Source organism: Kitasatospora sp. NBC_00374 (assembly GCF_041434935.1).
Lineage (GTDB): Bacteria > Actinomycetota > Actinomycetes > Streptomycetales > Streptomycetaceae > Kitasatospora.
Genome location: NZ_CP107964.1, coordinates 297651 through 317478, shown reverse-complemented (window position 1 = coordinate 317478; position 19828 = coordinate 297651). Strand labels below are relative to the sequence as shown.

General features: G+C 71.5%; 18 protein-coding genes and 2 pseudogenes. 12 read left to right on the top strand and 8 right to left on the bottom strand.

Going from position 1 to position 19828, the window contains the following annotated elements; genetic code table 11:
- The first annotated feature begins 1 nt into the window (after nt 1).
- Nucleotides 2-289, top strand: a complete 288-nt coding sequence (locus tag OG871_RS01550; protein ID WP_371493701.1) for a hypothetical protein — start codon at nt 2-4, stop codon at nt 287-289.
- Nucleotides 290-476: 187 nt separating this feature from the next.
- Here the strand turns inward: OG871_RS01550 and OG871_RS01545 are convergent, their stop codons facing one another.
- The 5 genes and pseudogenes from OG871_RS01545 to OG871_RS01525 form a co-directional block, all read right to left on the bottom strand.
- Entirely contained in the window at nt 477-869 is a 393-nt protein-coding gene (locus tag OG871_RS01545; RefSeq protein WP_371493700.1) for a hypothetical protein, read from the bottom strand.
- A 66-nt stretch (nt 870-935) separates the two neighbouring features.
- Nucleotides 936-1151, bottom strand: a pseudogene (locus tag OG871_RS01540) (amidase); the annotation flags it as partial.
- Nucleotides 1152-1354: 203 nt separating this feature from the next.
- Nucleotides 1355-2764, bottom strand: a complete 1410-nt coding sequence (locus OG871_RS01535) for an oxygenase MpaB family protein (protein WP_371493699.1) — start codon at nt 2762-2764, stop codon at nt 1355-1357.
- A 252-nt stretch (nt 2765-3016) separates the two neighbouring features.
- Nucleotides 3017-3331, bottom strand: a complete 315-nt coding sequence (locus OG871_RS01530; RefSeq protein WP_371493698.1) for a hypothetical protein — start codon at nt 3329-3331, stop codon at nt 3017-3019.
- 478 nt (nt 3332-3809) lie between these two features.
- Complete coding sequence (locus tag OG871_RS01525) at nt 3810-5990, bottom strand: M4 family metallopeptidase (RefSeq protein ID WP_371493697.1); 2181 nt, start codon at nt 5988-5990, stop codon at nt 3810-3812.
- A 584-nt stretch (nt 5991-6574) separates the two neighbouring features.
- Here OG871_RS01525 and OG871_RS01520 point away from each other — a divergent pair.
- The 4 genes and pseudogenes from OG871_RS01520 to OG871_RS01505 all read left to right on the top strand — a co-directional run bounded on the left by OG871_RS01520 (nt 6575) and on the right by OG871_RS01505 (nt 9331).
- Nucleotides 6575-6730 carry a transposase gene (locus OG871_RS01520; protein ID WP_371493696.1) on the top strand — a complete coding sequence of 52 codons (156 nt, stop codon included), beginning with the start codon at nt 6575-6577 and terminating at the stop codon, nt 6728-6730.
- 271 nt (nt 6731-7001) lie between these two features.
- Nucleotides 7002-7997 (top strand): chitinase, encoded by a 996-nt coding sequence (locus OG871_RS01515; RefSeq protein WP_371493695.1) that lies wholly within the window; start codon nt 7002-7004, stop codon nt 7995-7997.
- A gap of 146 nt (nt 7998-8143) precedes the next feature.
- Nucleotides 8144-8941: pseudogene (locus OG871_RS01510) on the top strand (Tat pathway signal sequence domain protein); the annotation flags it as partial.
- Nucleotides 8921-9331: a carbohydrate-binding protein gene (locus tag OG871_RS01505; RefSeq protein WP_371503191.1), complete on the top strand. Its 411-nt coding sequence runs from the start codon at nt 8921-8923 to the stop codon at nt 9329-9331. The pseudogene OG871_RS01510 and the gene OG871_RS01505, both read left to right, overlap by 21 nt.
- Nucleotides 9332-9933: 602 nt before the next feature.
- Here OG871_RS01505 and OG871_RS01500 read toward each other — a convergent pair.
- The 3 genes from OG871_RS01500 to OG871_RS01490 form a co-directional block, all read right to left on the bottom strand.
- Nucleotides 9934-10206 carry a hypothetical protein gene (locus OG871_RS01500; RefSeq protein WP_371493694.1) on the bottom strand — a complete coding sequence of 91 codons (273 nt, stop codon included), beginning with the start codon at nt 10204-10206 and terminating at the stop codon, nt 9934-9936.
- A gap of 84 nt (nt 10207-10290) precedes the next feature.
- The gene (locus OG871_RS01495; protein ID WP_371493692.1) at nt 10291-10665 is read right to left on the bottom strand and encodes a helicase associated domain-containing protein; all 375 of its coding nucleotides are present in this window, start codon (nt 10663-10665) and stop codon (nt 10291-10293) included.
- Nucleotides 10666-10669: 4 nt separating this feature from the next.
- Entirely contained in the window at nt 10670-11404 is a 735-nt protein-coding gene (locus tag OG871_RS01490) for an SDR family oxidoreductase (RefSeq protein ID WP_371493691.1), read from the bottom strand.
- A 71-nt stretch (nt 11405-11475) separates the two neighbouring features.
- Between OG871_RS01490 and OG871_RS01485 the strand changes: the two genes are divergently transcribed.
- From OG871_RS01485 to OG871_RS01455, 7 genes are all read left to right on the top strand, one after another.
- A complete protein-coding gene (locus tag OG871_RS01485) occupies nt 11476-12405 on the top strand; it encodes a LysR family transcriptional regulator (protein ID WP_371493690.1) in 930 nt (309 codons plus the stop codon).
- 255 nt (nt 12406-12660) lie between these two features.
- The gene (locus tag OG871_RS01480; protein WP_371493689.1) at nt 12661-13575 is read left to right on the top strand and encodes an ATP-binding protein; all 915 of its coding nucleotides are present in this window, start codon (nt 12661-12663) and stop codon (nt 13573-13575) included.
- A 186-nt stretch (nt 13576-13761) separates the two neighbouring features.
- Complete coding sequence (locus OG871_RS01475) at nt 13762-15702, top strand: glycoside hydrolase family 9 protein (protein ID WP_371493688.1); 1941 nt, start codon at nt 13762-13764, stop codon at nt 15700-15702.
- A gap of 340 nt (nt 15703-16042) precedes the next feature.
- Complete coding sequence (locus tag OG871_RS01470) at nt 16043-16372, top strand: hypothetical protein (RefSeq protein WP_371493687.1); 330 nt, start codon at nt 16043-16045, stop codon at nt 16370-16372.
- A 185-nt stretch (nt 16373-16557) separates the two neighbouring features.
- A complete protein-coding gene (locus tag OG871_RS01465) occupies nt 16558-17301 on the top strand; it encodes a GntR family transcriptional regulator (RefSeq protein WP_371493686.1) in 744 nt (247 codons plus the stop codon).
- A gap of 377 nt (nt 17302-17678) precedes the next feature.
- A complete protein-coding gene (locus OG871_RS01460; RefSeq protein WP_371493684.1) occupies nt 17679-18725 on the top strand; it encodes a sugar ABC transporter substrate-binding protein in 1047 nt (348 codons plus the stop codon).
- Complete coding sequence (locus OG871_RS01455; RefSeq protein WP_371493683.1) at nt 18722-19828, top strand: ABC transporter permease; 1107 nt, start codon at nt 18722-18724, stop codon at nt 19826-19828. The genes OG871_RS01460 and OG871_RS01455 overlap by 4 nt, the downstream gene beginning before the upstream one ends.

Genomic DNA, 19828 nt, shown 5'->3' with positions numbered 1-19828 from the left:
GATGGCGAGCGTGGACCAGGAGTCGGCACGGCTGGCGGCGGAGGCGTTCTGCCGCGAGCGGGTCCGCGACTGGGACGAGCGTGCGTACCAGCTGAAGATCGAGGAAAGTATCTCCATCGAGGGCGCCTACGTCTTCGGCTACCTGCCGACCGTTCCCGACGCACGCGGGCGACTGCGGGTCATCGGGAACCTCCCGGTGATCGTCGACCGGCAGACCGGCGAATGCCGGCTCGTCGCCGGCGTCACGGAGTACTTCGCGCTCCGGGAGGCGAAGCGACAGCAGGGCTGACCGCCCGACGGTCCGGTGCCCGGGTGTGCTCCACGCACACCCGGGCACCGCCGTTCTGTCAGGACGTCCGCCCTCGCAGCGGGATGAGGACCTCCTGGTGCGCGGCCCACTGCTGCGGCTCCAGCGCGGCGGCGGCCTCGGCCACTGTCCGCCGGGCGGGACACGGTGCCGGGACGCGGTCCGTCGCTCACTCGGCCGGTTCCCCGCGGCCCCGGGTCACGGCGGCGACCAGGAGGGAGAGCGCGAGGGTCACCACGAGGCTCGCCACCGCGACGACGCCCACGCCGATCAGGAAGAGGCCGCTGGAGTCGTCGGACCAGTCGTAGCAGGCGGCGGCGGTCAGACCGGCCGTGGTGCCGAGCACGGCATCCGCGACGTGCCGTCGGGACGCGGCCCAGCACAACGGCACCAGCAGGGTCAGCACCAGCCCGATCACCTGCCAGGGTTCGTACGGGCCCGTCTCCGAGCCGTCGGGGTGCACGTCGTAGTGCTGGTCCCAGCCCAGCCACGCGGCCCACGCCGTAGCGGAGACGAGAACCAGCACGGGGGAGAGGACGGGGTTCGGTCGCTTCGGTCGCATGGCACCAGCGTCCCGGCGCGTCCCGGCCCGGGACCAGAGTGCGCGTACTCACTTCCGCGGGTGCCCTTCCCTCGGGTCGGGGGTGTGGTCGTGCGGGAACGCGGGCGTGGGTGTGATCGGGCAGACCGCGGCGTCGAACTCGGCGAAGAGCCGCCGCCAGCCGTGGCCGTGCAGTTCGCGACGGCCGTCCGCCTCGACCCGGTCGCGGTGGCCGAACACCATGCCGCGCAGCCGCGTCGCAGCGAGACTCCGGTCGTCCGCGCCCAGCCGGGCGGCGATCGTCATGCTCCCCGCCGGCCACAGGGACAGTTCGAAGGCGTCCACGTCCGGTTGTGAGCCGGGCGGGGATGTGTCCTGACCTTGCCCGGACAGCGACCGGTTCCGCGGTGAGCACCACCCCCGCCCCGTCCTCCAAGCCTCACAGCCGGTGCCGGCGGGCCCTTCTGGCCGGCTGCCGGCGAGCCGGATACGCCCGTAAGCGGGTGTCAGGGACGCCCGAGGAGTGACGCGCCGGCGACCGTGTCAGTTCGGGCGGTGAAGAAGTCGGCGAACGCGGTGACGAACTCCTCCTCGCTGATCCGGCCGTCCCCGTCGGTGTCCAGCTGCCGGAAGCCGTCGTTGAGTTCGGCCGGGTGGACGCGCGATCCGCCGAACAGGATGCGGTACTCGTCCGCGCACAGGTGACCGCTGCCGTCGGTGTCGGCGGTCCGGAACAGGGTGCGCACCGCGGGCTTGAGACCGTGGTCCAGGTAGGCCGGGTCCCGGTCGACACCGCCGAGCATCGCGGACACGAACTCGGCGCAGTCCACGGTGCCGTCGCCGTCGGCGTCCACCGCCGAGCAGAGGTGCTTCCACCAGGTCTCGAACGCGGTGTAGAGCACGTCCTCCCGCGCGGCGGGGAGTTCGAGTTGCCAGCAGACGTTGTGGACCATGGCCTGGAGGTCGGCCGAGTCGACCCGTCCGTCGCCGGTCTGGTCCAGGACCTGGTGGAAGACGGCCTCCAGGCGGGCCCTGCGGGAGTCGGCGACGCGGGGCCGGGGCACCGGGCGGGCCGGCGGGCGTCGGGGAACCGGCCGGCCGTCGGCGTCGGTGGTGGCGCGGTGGCGGTAGCGCAGGTGCTCGGGGAGGCGGGTCATGACGTGCCGCATACCGCGGTGCGCCGCCCAGGACAGCGCGGCGCCGGAGCGGGTCCGGCGCGTGCCGAACCTGTCGTGCCACGCCGGCGGCAGGTCGGCCACCGTGAGGCTGCTCAGCACCCGGGCCGCCACGAGACGCAGCAGCGGCCACGCGGGCCCGAGCCGTCCGAGCCTGCGGGGGGCCGGCGCCTCGCGGAGCATCTCGAACAGCAGGTGGCGGACCAGGTCGCCGCACTCGAGGACCTCGCGGACGTTGTGCTCCACATAGGCCGGCACGTCGGCGGCGGTCGACGGGAGGACCTCGCCGGGGATGTCGAGCGCTTCGCAGACGTCCCTGAACTCGCCGTAGAGCGCGTCGAGTTCGGCGGGTCCGAGCCGCCGGCCGGACAGTTCGTGCATGGCCGTGATGGCTTCGTACAGCGTCACCATCACCCAGGCACGGACCTCCGGGTCCTCGGCGGTGTACGGGCGTCCGGTGTCGTCGGTGCCACGGATCCGGCGATGGGTACGGGCCAGCCGGGCCACCTCGAGCCGGCGTTCCTCCGGCCCGGCGGAGAACAGCCTCGCACCGCTGTCCACGGTGTGCTGGATGCGCCGCCACGGGTGCGCCCGGTAGGTCGAGTACCGGGCCATGCCGGCCGCGACGGCGGGATGGGCCGCCTGCAGGACGATCAACCGCCAGGCCACCAGCCCGATCCGCCACTCGCCGAGGCTGCGGCGCAGCGGGCCGAGGGTGTCGGGTAAGGGCGTGGACGTCATCGGGGCTCCAAGGGGGAGAGGTGGACGGACACCACGTACAACGGGCCCCGGGGCCGGGCGGCACTGTGGATCACTCCTCCGTGTCGCCGCCGGACCGCCGTGGCCGCTGTTCCCGTCGTCGTTCGGTGCCCACCCGGGCGGGGACGGTCCGGCGACCGCCATCGGCGGTGCGCCCCTGACCCGGTGGGGGAGGAGGGCAGGTCGCTCACCGCGCCCGGGGTGTGCGAAGGCTCCGGCGGCCCTTCTGGTTGTTCAGCCACGCGCCCAGGCCGGCGTGGACGACCTCGACAACGTCTTCCCACCGGCGCCGGCCACCGCGACCTCCAGCGGCTCCTTGTGCGGGCGCGGGACCCGGACGTGACCCTCCCGCTCGACAGAACTCCTTGGCCCGGTCAACAGCCCTGTGAGCTGCCCCGAGTGCGTGAGGTCGGCCAGCCACAGCTGGTTGGGGCGCTCGGCGGTGAACCGCCGGTTTACCGGGTCCGGCGGGCGAGGTGCGGCCGGCTCCGGGATCGTGGTGCGGCGCCGCCGGCCGCGGATGACGCCCTCGATGCCGAGCTCGCGCATCCGCCGCTCGACGGTGCAGCGCGCCACCTCGTGCCCGGCCCGGGGACCAGCGCGCGAGTGATGCGGCGGGCGCCGTAGGTGCGACCGGAGTCCTCCCACACCGCTGTGACCAGCGCGATCAGCTCCTCGTCCCGGAGCTGCCGGGCCGATTTCGGGTGCGTCTTGCGGGCGAAGTACGTCGACGGCGACAGGTCCAGCACCCGGCATACGGGATCGACCCCGAAGCCGTCGCGCTGCCACCGTGCCGTATGAGGAGGCGCGGCGGCGGGTCGGTGCGGCGCTGGCCGCCGGCGGCCGACTGGTGTCCGGGGCGAGCGCCCGCGTGGTGGGGGCCTGCGGATCCGGAGGGTGGCGAGGTGTGCGTGAGCTCCTGGCAGGGGCGGGGCGGGTGGCCGCAGCAGTCGTGGGAGGTGCTGCGGTGGACCCGGGCGGGACGTCGTGGGTCGACCGCCCGGGTCCACCGGTCCGGGGGCCGGGATCAGCCGGCGGTCACCGAGGTGTCGTCGATCAGGAAGCCGGTCTGGAGGGAGGAGTCCTCCGTGCCGGTGAACTTGATCGTGACGGTCTTGCCCTTGAAGGCCGACAGGTCGAGCGTGCGCTGGACGTAGCCGGAGGTGGCGTCGACGTTCGAGTAGGTGGCCAGGGTGGTCGTCGTGGTGCCGTTGACGACCTGGACCTTCAGGGTGTCGTACGCCGTGCTGCCGGTCTCGGCGGTGGTGATCCGGTTCCAGAAGGTCAGCTTGGGCGCGGTGGCGGTCGCCGGGATGCTCACCGACTGGGAGAGCGTGTCGGTGTGCGCGGAGCCGTAGCCGTCCAGCCAGGCGTAGTACGAGCCGGTGCGGGGGGCCGCGCCCGCGTCGTTGGTGATGACGCCGGAGGTGCCCGTCCAGGAGGTCGCGCCGGACTCGAAGCCGGGGTTGAGCAGCAGGTTGTTGCCGGTCGGCGGCGGGGTGGTGCCGCCGCAGGTGGTGGCGGTCGGGGCGACGGAGACCGCGCCCCACGCCTTCTCCACCGCGGCGCACTGGGCGCTGCCGGCGCCGTACAGGTCCTTGGCGGCCTTGACGGTGGCGGTGCGGGCGCCCGGGTAGTCGGTGTTGGAGGTCATGTAGACCGACAGCGCGCGGTACCAGATCTTGGTGGACGCGTCGTTGCCGATGCCGGCGACGGTGGAGCCGTCGCAGGTCGGGCTGTTGCCCCACTGGGACTGGCCGGAGCCGACGGCGAGCAGGTAGAAGAAGTGGTTGCCGACGCCGGACGAGTAGTGCGGGTTGAGGTTCTTGGTGGTGCTGGACCAGCACTTGACGGACTTTCCGTCCTTGCTCGGGTCGTCCATCCAGCGCAGCGGGGTGCCGTTGCCGTTGATGTCGATCTTCTCGCCGATGAGGTAGTCCGGCGCGTCGGCCGGGCTGTTGGCGTTGAACTCGACCATCGTGCCCATGATGTCCGAGGTTGCCTCGTTGAGGCCGCCCGCGTCGCCGCTGTAGATCAGGCCGGCGGTGGCGGCGGTGACGCCGTGGCTCATCTCGTGGCCGGCGACGTCGATCTCGGTGAACGGCTTGGAGCCGGCCGCGCCGTCGCCGTAGATCATCGCGAAGCTCGCGTCGTCCCAGCCGGCGTTGTCGTAGTTGGTGCCGTAGTGGACGAAGGAGCGGGCGCCGACACCGTCGTTCTTGATGCCGTTGCGGCCGAGGACGCTCTTGTAGAAGTCCCAGGTGGCCTGGATGCCGTAGTGGGCGTCGACGGCGACCGTGGCGCGGTCGGTCAGGGCGTTGTTGCCCCAGACGTTGTCGGCGTCGTTGAAGGCGACGCCCCAGCCGGCCGGCGGGGAGTCGTTGGTGGTGGTCTGGTTCTGCGCGTCGCGGGTCTCGCCGTTGCCTCGGACCGGGTCCTTGAGGGTGTAGCTGGTGGTGGAGTTCTGCGTGGTGCTGACGCTGACGTTGCCGACCTGGTAGCCCTTGCCGGTGCCGGTGGAGGCCGCGGCGGCCAGGGCGGCGGGGGCGGCGGGCGCCGACACGGCGGTGGGGGCCGCCTTGGTCGTGGTGCGCTTGGTGCCGTCGGGCAGGAACGCGGAGAAGCCGTCCCAGCTCTCGCCGGTGGCGCCGGTGACGGCGTCGACCAGGACGTGGAGGTGGCTGGGGGAGCGGTCCGCGCCGGTGCCGTTGAGCACGACCTCCCAGACCAGCTTCGCCGAGGCGCCGGTGACGTCCACGGTCAGGACGGCGGTGCTGCTGCCGAGGGTGCCGTGGAAGAGCGTGGCGGCCTTGGCGATCGCCTGCTGATCGGTGACTGAGGGGGTCACCGAGAGCGAGAGCGGCGCGGCCTGGGTCAGGCTGGTGGAGTCGAGGGTGCCGTTCGGGGCGGAGTGGACGACCACGTCGCCGCCGCGGACGGGGAGGCCGCGGTAGGTCCGGTTGAAGTGGACGTGGCGGGCGCCGTCCGCGTCGACCTGCACGTTGGTGGCGACGAAGCGGTCGTCGGTGCCGGCGTTCACGGCGTCCGGGTGGGCGGCGACCTGGGCGTTGGCGTCCTGCACGGCCTTGCTGTGGGAGGCCTGGGGCTGCGGGCTGGGGGCGGCGGCCACGGCGGGGACACCGGCGCCGGCTATGACGAGGGTGCTGATCGTGAGGGTGAGCGAGCTGCTCAGAAGGTGTCTCTTCATGGCGTCGAAGCGTGCTGGCTCATATGAATACCAGTCAACGCATGGCAATTCTGCAAAAATTAACAGACTTCAAGTTGACGGTTGATGTGAACGGTCCGAAGCTGGGAGTTTCCTGGGAGAACCCGCTGCAGCCTGGGAATTCTTGACCGTGGGCAGTCGGAACGGTGCTGCCAGCCGGCCCGCGACTGTGATCCATCTCACGGCGCTGCGGCGGCTCGGTGAGGGACCGTCGGTAAGCCTCAATCGGCCTGTTCAGAGCCGTCGGGAGGCGTTGGCGAGCCACGTGACCCCGTTGCCCATTCGTGGTGGGAGCGGATGGGGTATGACAGTCGGGCGGGCCGGGTGGGCGGTCGGCTTCCTCCCTGTCCCCAGTCGGGGGAGTGGGTGTGGTCGTGTCGACGGAGCCGCAGTCGTGGCCGGAACCGGAGCCCGAGGTGGCGGGCGAAGAACCACGGACGGAAAATCCCGTTACCCGTGGCGGGCCGGGACCGGCTCGGGGAGCTGTTCTCGGATGTCGAGTCCGCCGAGGCATCCGGTGCCACGGGCCCGGTGGGCCGGTCGCCGGCAGGCCGGCGCTGGGCACGGTGTTCCAGACGGCGGAGAACCTGACCGACCGGCAGGCGGCGGAGGCGGTGCTGGACCGGTTGTCGTGGAGGTACGCGTTGGGCGTGGAGCTCGAGGACTCCGGCGCGCTCCCGCAGTCCCGCAGTCGGCTCGGCTCGATGGCCGGCGCGGCATAGGGTGGCGCACCTCCAGGGCTGCGATCGGCAACGGCAGTGCGGGCTGTGAGCGGACACCTGGCACCTGTGTGAGTGTCCGGTTCCTGTCGGCCGCGCCCTCGTCGTCCCCCCGGGTTCCGGCGGGTGGTGCCGCCCGCCGGGATCCGCCGGGTACTGGCCTTGCCGGCAGCTGGCGCACTGTCACACCCCTTGACGTGAACGGGTGCTGCTGCTTTCCTCCCTGATATTAGGAAAGGTTCCTAACATTCATCCCTTTACGGATCGGTGACCCATGGCTCCGAACGCCTCGTCCCGCACCCTGTTCACGCTCGCCGCCACCGTCGCGCTCACCCTCTCCGGCCTCGCCGCAGCGCCCGTCGGCCAGGCCGTCACGGCCGACCCGATCGGGCTCAACGCCCCGTACGAGTACCTGGGCTGGGGCAGCCCGCAGAAGCCCACCGACGTCATGAACGCCACCGGCGTCAAGCAGTTCACGCTCGCGTTCATGCTCAGCGACGGCACGTGCAACCCCAAGTGGGACGGCAGTCGGGCGCTGACCGGCGGCGCCGACCAGTCCGCGATCAACGCCATCCGGGCCGCGGGCGGCGACGTGGTGGTCTCGTTCGGCGGCTGGAGCGGCAACAAGCTCGGCGAGAAGTGCAGTTCGGCGAGCGCACTGGCCGCGGCGTACCAGAAGGTGATCAATGCCTACGGACTGAAGGCGATCGACATCGACATCGAGAACACCGAGATCGCCAGTTCCACCGCGCGGCAGCGCGAAATCAGCGCCCTGAAGATCATCAAGACCAACAACCCGGGCATCAAGGAATACGTCACCATCGGCACCACCACGACCGGCCCGGATGCCGCCGGCACCGACCTGATCAGGAAGGGTGCGGCGGCCGGACTCGCGCTCGACGGCTGGACGATCATGCCGTTCGATTTCGGCGGCCACAACGGCTCGATGGGCTCGGTCTCCACGGCCGCCGCCGACGGGCTCAAGAACACGGTGGCCAGCGCGTACGGCTACGACTCCGCGACCGCCTACCGCCACATCGGGATCTCCTCGATGAACGGGAAAACCGACGAGAGCGACGAGACCGTCTCCACCTCGGACTTCACCACCATGCTCAACTACGCCAAGGCGCACCACCTCGCCCGCTTCACCTTCTGGTCGGTCAACCGCGACCGCCAATGCCCCTCCGGCACCCCGGCGGGCGACTCGTGCAGCGGAATCAGCCAGTCCGCGTACGCCTTCACGAAGATCATCGCCTCTTACCACGGCTGACCCCTCGGCGCTGCCCGCCGGCACCGGGGTCCCCCCGGCGCCCTGCCCGACCGTCGCGCCGTCATACCCCCGCACCGCAGGAGAGTCTGCCGGTCCGTCGGCGTCAGCCGGCACCGGTCGCTGCCTCCGACCGCAAGGAGCCTCCCGTGAACAGGCCATCCCGTCGTACCGTCCTGGGCGCCGCCCTCACCGCGGCCGTCACCACCGCACTACCCCGCACCAGCGCTTCGGCCGCCACCCTGAGCCTCTCCAGCTGGCAGCAGCGCTGGGCGCCCTCGGCCGCCGTCGACGGCCTCGCCGCATTCGAGACCGTCGAGGACGACCGTGCCGACTCCCACCCGGCCGGCGCCCCGCACATCCGCGTCGAGGGCGACAACTTCCGCTGGAACATGCACATGGTCGACCGCGACACCTCCACCGACCGCCAGCGCCACGAGGTCACCGGCATGCGCACCCCGGCCGGCGGCGACCACCTCCAGTGGCTGCCCGGCGAGACCTGGCGAACCACCTACTCGATGTACATCCCGTCCTCGCTGAAGGCGACCACCACCTTCACCCACATCATGCAGATGAAGGAACCCGGCGCGGGATCCTCCCCTATCGTGGTCCAGTCCCTGCGCCGGGTGGCCGACGCCCAGACCATCGAACTCCAACTCCCGGTCAGCGGAGTCATGGTGGGAAGAACCAGCCTCGACCCGCTGCACGACCGATGGGTGGACGTCGACTTCCAGATCAAGGTCGGGGACGGCACCTCGGGATCGGTTCGGTGGATCCTGCGCAGCGCCGGCACCACGCTCATCGACGTCACCAAGGCAGGCGTCGACACCTTCCTCGCCGACCGGGTACGGCCCAAATGGGGAATCTACCGCTCGCTCGGAGACACCTCGGGCTCGCTCCAGGACTGCTACCTGCTGACCACCGGGATGCGCGGCTACCAACTGGTCTCCGGCAGCTCCGGCGTCTACCAGGCCGAGGAGGCCCGGATCTCCCAGGGCGTCGTCGAGTCCAACCACACCGGCTACAGCGGCACCGGATTCGTCAACCTCACGAACACCGCGGGTAGTTACGCCGAGTGGACGGTCCAGGCCGGCGCGGCGGCCGGGGCCACCCTCGACCTGCGGTACGCCAACGGCACCACCGTCGACCGGCCGATGGACATCACCGTCAACGGCACCCGGATCGCCACCGGACGCCCTTTCCCGCCCACCGCGAACTGGGACACCTGGGCAACCGCCTCGCTCCCGATCGCACTCAAGGCCGGAGCCAACACCATCCGGGCCACCTCCACCACCGCCGACGGCGGCCCCAACCTCGACCGGATCACCATCCGCTGACAGCGCCGGCCCCCTGCCCGGCGAGCCCGGGCAGGGGACTGGCGGATGGCACATGCGGCCCACGAAGCCCGGAGTCCCAGCCAGCGATGCGGGTCAAGACCACTCCCGCCACCGTCCACGAACCGGACGGCGACGGAGTGCCAAGCTCCGGCCTTCTACACTTCAGAAACCGGGCACGTCCACCGTACGCACGGTGGGGAACCCGGTGCATCACCTTGTGCCAGGTGTGCGGGCCAGGGCGTACTTGCGTACGGTCCGGCGGTCCAGCTCCCGGGCCACGGAGCTGTAGGGGCGGCCGGCATCGGTCACCGCCAGCCAGGGAGGCCGCGAGCCGGGCCGGAGTGAGCCGAGCCGACCGCCGGAGGTTGGCGCGACCGGGTCTGCCAGAGGCGCCCGTCCCAGGCGGAAGACCGATCGCAGCGGACAACTCCTGGACGGCTGGGTCGGGCTGATGGCCCACCAGGCCCGACGCCGGCCGGGACGGTGAGGAACCAGCCCGGCGCAGCACCCCTCGACCCACGAGGCCCAGCACCCCAGACAGCCGCAGCAGGGCCCCCACAGGGTTGTCAGAGGAACGCAACTTCACACCGTCTGGCGCGTCGTCAGGGCGGCGTCGGGCAGGAGGAGCCACCCGTGCCGGCCAGCGCGATCAGGACCACCGCCACCGCGAACACCGCGAGGGCCGCCGACACCACCTCGGCGAACGTCCCAGCCTCGGCCTCGGCGTTCCTGGCGATCCAGCCGCCGATCCAGCCGCCGAGGTAGGCCGCCGCGAGCTCCAGGACGAACGCGACGGGCAGTGCGGCCGACAGTGCGGCCTGTGAGCCGGGCTCCAGGTGGCTCTCGCACCCCCGCCATCGCTGCCCGATCTCCATGACCGTCCCTACCGCCCCGAGCCCCGCCGCTAACGGCCCCAGGCAACCGAGCTTTGCCCACATGCGCAACTTCAACCCCCTCTGTCACAGCCTCGGACGCCAATCGGTGGCGGGCAGTTGCGACCTGGCGACCGCGTACGTGGGCTGCCAGACGATCGGCCAAGTGGGGCACCACCACGGGTCGATCTCCTCCAGCGCCCGGCGCCGCTCGTTATCGAGCGCCCCCGGCTCCCCGGCCGGCACCTGGGCGGCGGCCCGCAGTTCGGACAGCCACGTGCCGATCGCGTAGCCGCCGACCGAGGCCCTCGCCGGCGCCGCCAAGCTCCCGCCGTGGCCCTTCGCCCAGACCCGCGCCCAGTCCAGACCCGCCTCGAACCGCGCATCCGAGACCGACCGGATCATCCCGAACGCGGGGTTGAAAACACCCCCGTCAGGCTTCGGGCGGAGACGGCGCGGCATGGTCTCACCAGGGAATCGGCCCGTCCTCGGCCAGAAAGGCGCCCGTCGGGCCGTCCTCGCCCACGGTCGCCAGGTCAACCGCGACGGCCGCGCCCTCCTCCGCCGTGCGCATCCCGCTGTGGCGGTTGAGGTCGGTCGCGCAGTAGCCGGGACTCACCGCGTTGACCAGGATCCCTTCGGCGCGCAGTTCATTGGCGTAGAGCACGGTGATCGCGTTCAGCGCGCTCTTCGAGGTGCAGTAAGGGAGCAGAATCGAGTAGTAGGCGGACCACGGGCTGCCCGGGTCGGCCTGGTGGGTGAGGGAGCCGAGTTCGCTGGACATGTTGACGATGCGTGCGGCGGCGGAGCGGCGTAGCAGGGGGAGCATGGCGTGGGTCACCGCGATGACGCCGAACACGTTGGTCTCGTAGACCTGCCGGAGGGTGGCGGCGGGGGTTTCACTCGGCTTCTGCGGTCCAGCGGCGATCGCGGCGTTGTTGACGAGGATGTCGAGGCGGCCGAACGTGGCGTCGATGTGCTTGGCGGCGGCCTGGACCGAGATCTCGTCGGTGACGTCCAGCGGAACGAACCGTACGTCGGCGCCGTCGGCGCGAAGCTCCTCGGCCGCCGCCTCGCCTCGCTCGGCGTTGCGGGCGCCGATCAGCACGGTGATGCCGAGGGCTGCGAGCCTGCGCGCCGTTTCCTTGCCGATGCCCTTGTTCGCGCCGGTGATCAGAGCAGTTTTCTGCGAAGTCGTCATGGCACCCAGCCTCCCCTCACCCACGGGCGGCAGGGAAACACCAGAAGACTCTGGATCTATAGTCCACAGATATGAGTGAGCTAGAGGTGCGGGAGCTGAGGTACTTCATCGCGGTCGCCGAGGAACTGAACTTCAGCCGGGCCGCGCAACGCCTGGGGATGGCGCAGCCCCCGCTGTCGAAGGCGATCGCTCAGATGGAGTCCCGGCTCGGGGTACGCCTGCTGGAGCGCACCACCCGGCAGGTGAGGCTGACCACCGCCGGTCAGGTGCTGCTCGACCAGGCCCGGATCGCGGTCGACGCGGTGCACGCGGCGGCCCGGCGTGCACGCCGGGCCGGTCAGCCGACACCCCAGCTCGTCGTGGCGGTCAAGCCGGGAGGCGATGCCGGGCTGCTGCGGGAGATCCTCGCCGCCTACCGGGGAACGGGTTCGCATCTGCCGCCGCCTGAAGTCGTCGTCGGCGGCAGCGGAGAGCCGATCGCCATGCTGCGGGACGGCCGTGCCGATGTAGCGCTGCTGCGCAGCCCGTTCGACGGTCAAGGGCTGGATTCCCAGACGCTCGTGGTCGAGCCTCGACTGGCCGTTCTCCCCGCCGCGCACCGCTTGGCCGGACGCCGGCGACTGCGGCTGACCGACCTCAAGGGCGAACCGATCCCACGCTGGAAAGGGGCCGCCCCCTCCACCACCGCCTACTACACAGGATGCGACGGAGCGGAAGCAGGCGATGGCCACACAGGCTTGGCGCCGGCCGACGCTCCTGAGGGGCCGCTCGTGGCCAGCGTCGAGCAACTCCTGGAGGTGGTCGCGCTGGGCCAGGCGGTGGCGTTCCTGTCACTCTCCACCACCAAGCGGCACCGGCGCCCGGACATCGCATACCGGCCGGTCACCGGCCTCAGCCCCAGTGCGGTCATGGTCGCCTGGCCGGAGACCTCGCGATCCGCAGCCGTCGCCGCCTTCGTCCAAGCCGCCCACGACGTCGCCGCCCCCACCCCGACCACATGACCGCACCCGGCGCGCTTCGGTGCTGTTCAGCCACACCCCCGGCGACAGCCCCGCCGCGGTCTTGAACCCCCGCAGCACTCGGTCATGCCCCTCCCGCTGCCGGGAGCGGCCAGCCAGGCCGCTGTGGCCCAGGCACCTGTTGCCGAGTGAGGCGACTGAGCGAGGCCGCAAGGGTCGGGCGTTGTCGTCGAGTGTGGAGGTGGTGGTGTTCGGCCCGTCAGGGGTTGTTCGAGTCGGGGGTTAGGCTGCTGGCCCATGCGTGTATTGGTGTTGGAGGACGATCCCGAGCTCGGGCCTGTGATCGTGTCGCGCCTACGGGACGCGGGGTTCGCGGTGGATCTTGCTCTGACGTTGGCGGATGCCGATTTCAGGCTGTCCGTCAACGACTTCGACTGTGTCGTGGCGGATCGTATGGTGCCGGACGGTGACTCGCTGACCTTGCTGGCCGCGCAGCGCCGGGCGGGTTCGACCGTGCCGTTCCTGTTGCTCACCGCCTTGGACACGGTCGCGGACCGGGTGGCGGGTTTTGAGCACGGCAGCGATGACTATCTGGTCAAGCCGTTCGCGTTTGCCGAGTTGACGGCTCGGGTGCGGACGCTGTGCCGCCGTGCCCAGCCCACGCGGCTGCCGCAGCTGCGGGCAGGGGACGTGGAGATGGACCTGCCGCGCCGCAGGGTGCGCCGGGCCGGGATCCTGCTCAGCCTGACCGCGAAGGAGTTCGCGGTGCTGGAGGTGCTCGAGCTCACGCCCCTACGCCTGGACCAGCTGGTCGAGCTCACCGTCGAGGAGATGCCCGACCGCGAGGGCATCCAGGTCAGCACCGAGCCTGTGGTGGTCCTGGGTGATCCCGAACTCCTGGCGCAGGCCGTCCGCAACCTGGTGGAGAACGCACTGCGGCACGGCCGTGCCCGTCCGGGTGCGGCGCCGAGGCCGGTGGAGGTGACCGTCGCTCCCACCTTCATCGCCGTGCGCGACCACGGGCCGGGCGTTCCCGCGGCGGACCACGAGAAGGTCTTCGCGCGTGGTGTCACCGGGGGCTCGGGCACCGGAACGGGCCTGGCGATCGTGCGCTGGGTCGCGGACCTGCATGGCGCAACCGCCCAGCTGACGGACGCACCCGGCGGGGGACTTCGGGCACAGCTGCTACTGCCACCGCACGCCGCGCGCTGAGCCCCAAGCCCCGCCCCCAGACGCCGGCGGCCCGCCGTCCGTGGCGTGCTCTGCGGCCAGCCACCCGCAGAGCAGCCCGGGCAGGCCGCCCTTCACGGCACCAGGACGGGCGAGCCTGACGCCTTCGCACACATGCCTGGTGGCAGTCTCATCTTCGTCTCATGAACGCTCCGGCAGGTTGGGGACATGAACACTTCTCCCCGCACGCCGCGCCGTCTGCGCTCGGCCGCCCTGCTCGTGGCCGGCACTGTCGGCGTCGGCGCCCTGCTGTACGCGATGCCCACCGAGGGCTCGGCGGCCACCGGCCTCCAGCGATCCGGGACCCGGGCGGAGATCCGCGTCGACCAGGTCGGATATGCCGTCGGCGAGACGAAGAAGGCCTTCGTCATGGGCAGTCAGGCCGCACTCCAGGAGGCCGGCTTCAAGCTCGTGGACCGCGACGGCAAGGTCGTGGCGACCGGGAAGGTCGGCGCCCGCACCGGCAACTGGAACAGCACCTACGACGCGGTCCACGTGCTGGACCTGTCCGCGGTCAACACCCCCGGCAGCTACCACCTCGAACTGACCGGCTCGGCGGCCGGCACCTCACCCACCTTCAAGATCGCTTCCGCCCGCGACCTGATGACCCCCCTGGTCGAGGACAACGTGCGCTTCTTCCAGGCTCAGCGCGACGGCGCCGACGTGCTCACCAACGTCCTGGGGCGCAAGCCCTCCCACCTGACCGACCGCCAGGCCACCGTCTACGCGACTCCCCACTACAACGACGAAGGCAACCAACTCCTGGACGAGAAGCTCACCCGGGTCAGCGGCCCCGTCGACGTCTCCGGAGGATGGTCCGACGCCGGAGACTTCCTGAAATTCACCCACACCACCTCCTACGCCCTCGCCGAGATGCTGCTCGCGCAGCGCAACACCCCGAACGCCGCCGGACTGTCCGCGGAGACGGGACACGGCCTGGCGTGGCTGGACAAGATGTGGGACGGCAAGACCGGCACGCTCTACGCCCAGGTCGGCATCGGCGCCGGCAACGAAGGCGTCCGCACCGACCACGACGTGTGGCGGCTGCCCGAGGACGACGACGCGCTCACGGTCGCGCCCGGCGACCCCGACTACACCGTCAAGCACCGGCCGGTCTTCCGCGCCGGCGAACCCGGCGCCCCGATCAGCCCCAACCTGGCCGGCCGCATGGCCGCCGTGTTCGCCCTCGCCGCCCAGCGCGAAGCACCCGGCAACCCCGCCGCCGCCAAGACCTGGCTCGACAAGGCGGCAGCCGTCTACGCCCAGGCCGACACCGAGCCGAGCGGCGAGCTGGTCACCGCGTTCCCGCACGGCTTCTACCCCGAGTCGTCGTGGCAGGACGACATGGAGTTCGGAGGCGCCGAGCTCGCTCTCGCCGCCAAGGCCCTCGGCGACGACCGGGCCGCAGACTGGCAGCAGCAGGCGGCCGGCTGGGCCAAGGCCTACCTGGACTCCGACACCAAGGGCACCCTGGGCGTCGCCGACGTCAGCGCCCTCGCCCACACCGACCTTCTCACCTCCCTGGGCGCGGCCCAGGCGGCGGGCATCAGCGCCGCGGACCTGACCAAGGACCTGCGCCGGCAGCTCGACGACGGCGTCTCCCGCGCGGCCAGGGACCCCTTCAGGGCCGGAGCCGTCTACAACGACTTCGACGCCGTACCGCACACCCTCGGCTTGGTCGCCACCGCGAAGCTGTACGAGAAGGCGACCGGAGACCCCCACTACCGGGCCTTCGGCACCGAGCAGCGCGGCTGGGCGATGGGCGCGAACTCCTGGGGAACAACCTTCATGATCGGCGCGGGCGAGGTCTACCCGCACTGCCCTGAACACCAGGTCTCCAACCTCGCCGCCAATCCTGCGGGAACCGGCGACGACATCCTGCGCGGCGCCGTGGTCAACGGCCCCAACGCGGCCTCCAAGCTGGCCGAACTGAACACCTTCCCCACCATGAAGAAGTGCGCCGCGAACCCGCCCGGCGGCGGCACCTGGACCGCCTTCGACGGCAAGGGCTCCCGCTACCTCGACGACGCAGGAGCCTGGCAGACCGTCGAGCCGGCAGTGGACTTCACCTCCACCGCCCTGTTGGCCTTCGCCCTGACCGCCAACTGACCCCGCTCAGGCCTGGCAGCCTGCGAGAGAGGAGCGCTCGCCGGCTACCGACCCTCGTACGCTCGAAGCGGCGGCCCATCGTGCTGGTGGGCCGCCGCTTCGCGGTGCTGGGACGGTGTGCTGTCCGGGGCCCCACGCTGCTCGGGTTCACCGACGCGGCGCTCGGCGAGCAACTGCTGCCGGCGGCCGCCGGGATGGTGCACTGTGACGCGGCGCGGCTGAGGGACATCCTGGAGAGGACCGGCGTCGCCGAGTGCTCGGGGTCCGCTCCGGAAACGGGCAGGCGATCTTTCCCGAACCGGTGCTGCGAGACTGGGCGACCTACGGGCCCGGGGCGGAAATGACGCTCGACCGGTCCACCGACCCAGTGGCGGTCGCCCTGGGCGACGCACTCGTTCGGCGGGTCCGCGAGTTCCCCGCCGTCCGCTCGGTGTGGGCGGCGCAGGTCCGGTGGCGGGCCGGCGGCGAGGAACGCCTGGTGCTGCACGTCGCCGTGGACGAGGACCTGCCCTCGGCCTCCGCCGGCCGCCTGATGCAGATCCTGCTCGGCGAGGAGGTGAAGCTCGGCCGGAGGCACCCGGAGGTCGGGATGCTCCGCACTCAACACCGCCACCCACGCCGACACCATCGCCCAACTGGACCGCCAGGGCCCGGACACGGTGTGCCATGACGTCGAGTCGGGCCAGGTCCAGGTGATCTCGCGCGAGTTCGACGACCCGTCGGTGAACATGACCCCCGACCGGCCTCCATCTCCGCGAGGATCATTCATCCTGTCGTCCTGACATCAGGACCGCGGCCGGGCGGGTGCGCCATAATGGATCCCCACCCTGCCGCCCCTGTCGATGCGGAGTCGCGATGCCGCCCCTCGCCGAGCTGATCAGAGTTGACCGGTCGAGCCCGATCCCGCTCTATTTCCAGGTCGCCGAGCGGCTGGAGGGGCTGATCACCTCGGGCGAGCTGGCCGCCGGGGCGCGGCTGGACAACGAGGTCTCGCTGGCCAGGGAGCTGGGCCTGTCCCGCCCGACCATGCGCCAGGCGATCCAGCACCTGGTGGACAAGGGGCTGCTGGTCCGCAAGCGCGGGGTCGGCACCCAGGTGGTGCACAGCCGGGTCCGCCGGCAGGTCGAGCTGACCAGCCTCCACGACGACCTGGTGCGCGACCACCGCAGACCGCGCACCGAGGTGCTGCGGCTGGCCCGGGTGGAGGCCGGCGAGGAGGTGGCGGCCGCGCTGCAGGTGCCGCCGGGTTCGCTGGTGTGGGAGCTGGAGCGGCTGCGCTTCGCGGACGACGAGCCGCTCGCCCTGCTGCGCAACCACCTGCCGGTCGGACTGTGCCCGCTCGGCGAGGAGACGCTGTCGCGCAGCGGCCTGTACGAGGAGCTGCGCGGGGCGGGGGTGCAGCTGGGCGCGGCCGAGCAGTCGATCGGCGCCCGCCGTGCATCCGCGGCCGAGGCGCGGCTGCTGGGCGAGGGTCGGGGAGCGCCGCTGCTGACCATGCGGCGCACCGCGTACGACGTGCAGGGCCGCCCGGTCGAGCGCGGCGACCACCTGTACCGGCCCTCGCTCTACTCGTTCGAGTGCACCCTGCTGGCGCGCTGACACACCGTCACCGGCCTTGCCCCCTAGTCCTGGCGCGGGCCGGCAGGCGGTCGGCGGGTGCTCCGTAGGCGGTGCGAAATCGGCGCAAAAGCGCCCCCACATGACTGGTCAGTATGTCTTGACATACTGACCTACTGATACCAATCTTGTGGCACTCGAGCGCCCCACCCGCAGCGCCGCCCGACCCTCGCGGCGCCGACGCACCATCAGGCCGACCACGCACCACCGCCTGGAACGCCGCTGGAACCCGGACCGCCCGGGACGAGCCCGGCCCGACCACCCCACGTTCGAGCCATCCCCGGAAGCCGCTCCGTCGAATCCTCCACCACCGGCCTACGCCCAGCCGCGTGCCGTATCCCACCCTCGGAGGCAGTGCCATGACCCACTCGCGGACCCCCGACGCCGACCGTTCCCTCATCCGCCGCAGGCGCGCCCGTACCCGGCCGCTGCTCACTGCCGCTGCCGCGGCCGCCCTGCTGCTGGCCGCCGCATGCAGCGGACCGGCCGGCGGGAGCAGCGCCGCCTCCGGCAGCGCGCCCGCCCCGGCCCCCGCGTCCGGTTCCGGTCCGCTCCACGTCACCGTCATCACCCACGCCGGGCCCGGTGACGCGTTCTGGAGCGTGGTGAAGAACGGCGCGACCGACGCGGGCAAGCAACTGGGCGTGCAGGTCGACTACGCGTCAGATCCCGATCCGGCGGGCCAGGCCAAGCTCATCGACAACGCCGTCGCCCAGCACGTCGGCGGCCTGGTGGTGTCGATGGCCAACCCGGACGCCCTGCAGACCGCCGTCAAATCCGCGGTCGCGGCGGGGATCCCGGTGGTCACGGTCAACTCCGGCTCGGCCCGGAGCGTGGAGTTCGGCGCCGTCGGCCACGTCGGCCAGGAGGAGACGGTGGCAGGCCAGGGCGCCGGCGGCAAGCTGAAGAGCCAGGGCCTGCACAAGGTGCTGTGCGTCATCCACGAAGCTGGCAACATCGGCCTGACCCAGCGCTGCGACGGTGCCAAGCAGGGCTTCGGCTCCGATGTGGTCAACCTCCAGGTGGATGCCAACAACCCCACCGACACGCTCTCCAGGATCCGCGGCGCGCTCCAGGCCGACCCCGCCGTCGACGGCGTTCTCACCCTCAACGCCCAGGTCGCCGCCCAGGCCGTGGACGCGGTCAAGGCGGTCGGATCCAAGGCCCAGGTGGCGACCTTCGACGTCAATCCGGACGTGTTGGCGGCCATCAAGGCCGGCACCGTGTCCTTCGCGGTCGACCAGCAGCAGTACCAGCAGGGCTACCTGCCGGTCGTGATGCTGAAGCTGTACCACGACAACGGCAACACCCTCGGCGGCGGCCACCCCGTGCTGACCGGCCCGGCCTTCGTCGACAAGTCGAACGTCGACCAGGTCACCGCCTACGCCGCCCGGGGTACCCGGTGAGCCGGCGGCCTGAGGCGGCGGCCACCCTGGCCGCCGCCGCCCCGGCGGGCCCCGAAGGCGCCGCGACCGGCGCTCCCACCACCGGAGCAGGACGGTGGGGCCGGTCCGGACTGCTCCACCGCCTGGTGGTCCGGCCGGAGTTGGGTGCGGCACTGGGCGCCCTGCTGGTGTTCGGGTTCTTCTCCACGATCACCGGGCAGTTCCTCAGCCCGCTCGGCGCGGCGACCTGGCTCGACGACTCGGCGACCCTCGGGATCGTCGCCGTCGCGGTCGCGCTGCTCATGATCGGAGGCGAGTTCGACCTGTCCGCCGGTGTGCTGACGGCCTCCACGGCGCTGGTCACCTCGCTGCTCGCGGTACGGCTCGGCTGGAACGTCTGGGCGGCGCTGCTGGCCGCGCTGGTCTTCGCCCTCGCGGTCGGTGCCCTGAACGGCTGGCTGGTGATGCGCACCGGGCTGCCGAGCTTCATCGTCACGCTCGGCTCGTTCCTGGCGCTGCAGGGCCTCAACCTCGGGGTGACCCGGACCGTCACCGGCACCGTGCAGGTCAGCGGCATGCGGGCGACGGACGGCTACCCCTCGGCCGGTTCGCTGTTCGCCTCCACCATGGACCTGGGCGGTACCACCTTCCCGACCTCGATCGTCTGGTGGCTCGGTGTCACGGCGGTCGCCTCGGTGGTGCTGGTCCGCACCCGCTTCGGCAACTGGATCTTCGCGGTCGGCGGTTCGGCGCCCAGCGCCCGCCAGGTCGGCGTCCCCGTGCAGCGCACCAAGATCCTGCTGTTCATGGCCACGTCGGCCGCGGCCTGGCTGGTCGGCAGCATCAATCTGCTGCGGTACACCACCGTGCAGGCCAACCAGGGGGTGGGGTTGGAGTTCCAGTACATCATCGCCGCGGTGATCGGCGGCTGTCTGATGACCGGCGGCTTCGGCTCGGCGGTGGGCGCGGCGATCGGCGCGCTGATCTTCGGCATGGCCCGCCAGGGCATCGTCTTCGCCCGTTGGAACAGCGACTGGTTCATGCTCTTCCTCGGACTGATGCTGATCTCCGCGGTCCTGGTCAACAACACCTTCCGCCGCCGCGCCGAACGGGCCCGCCGATGA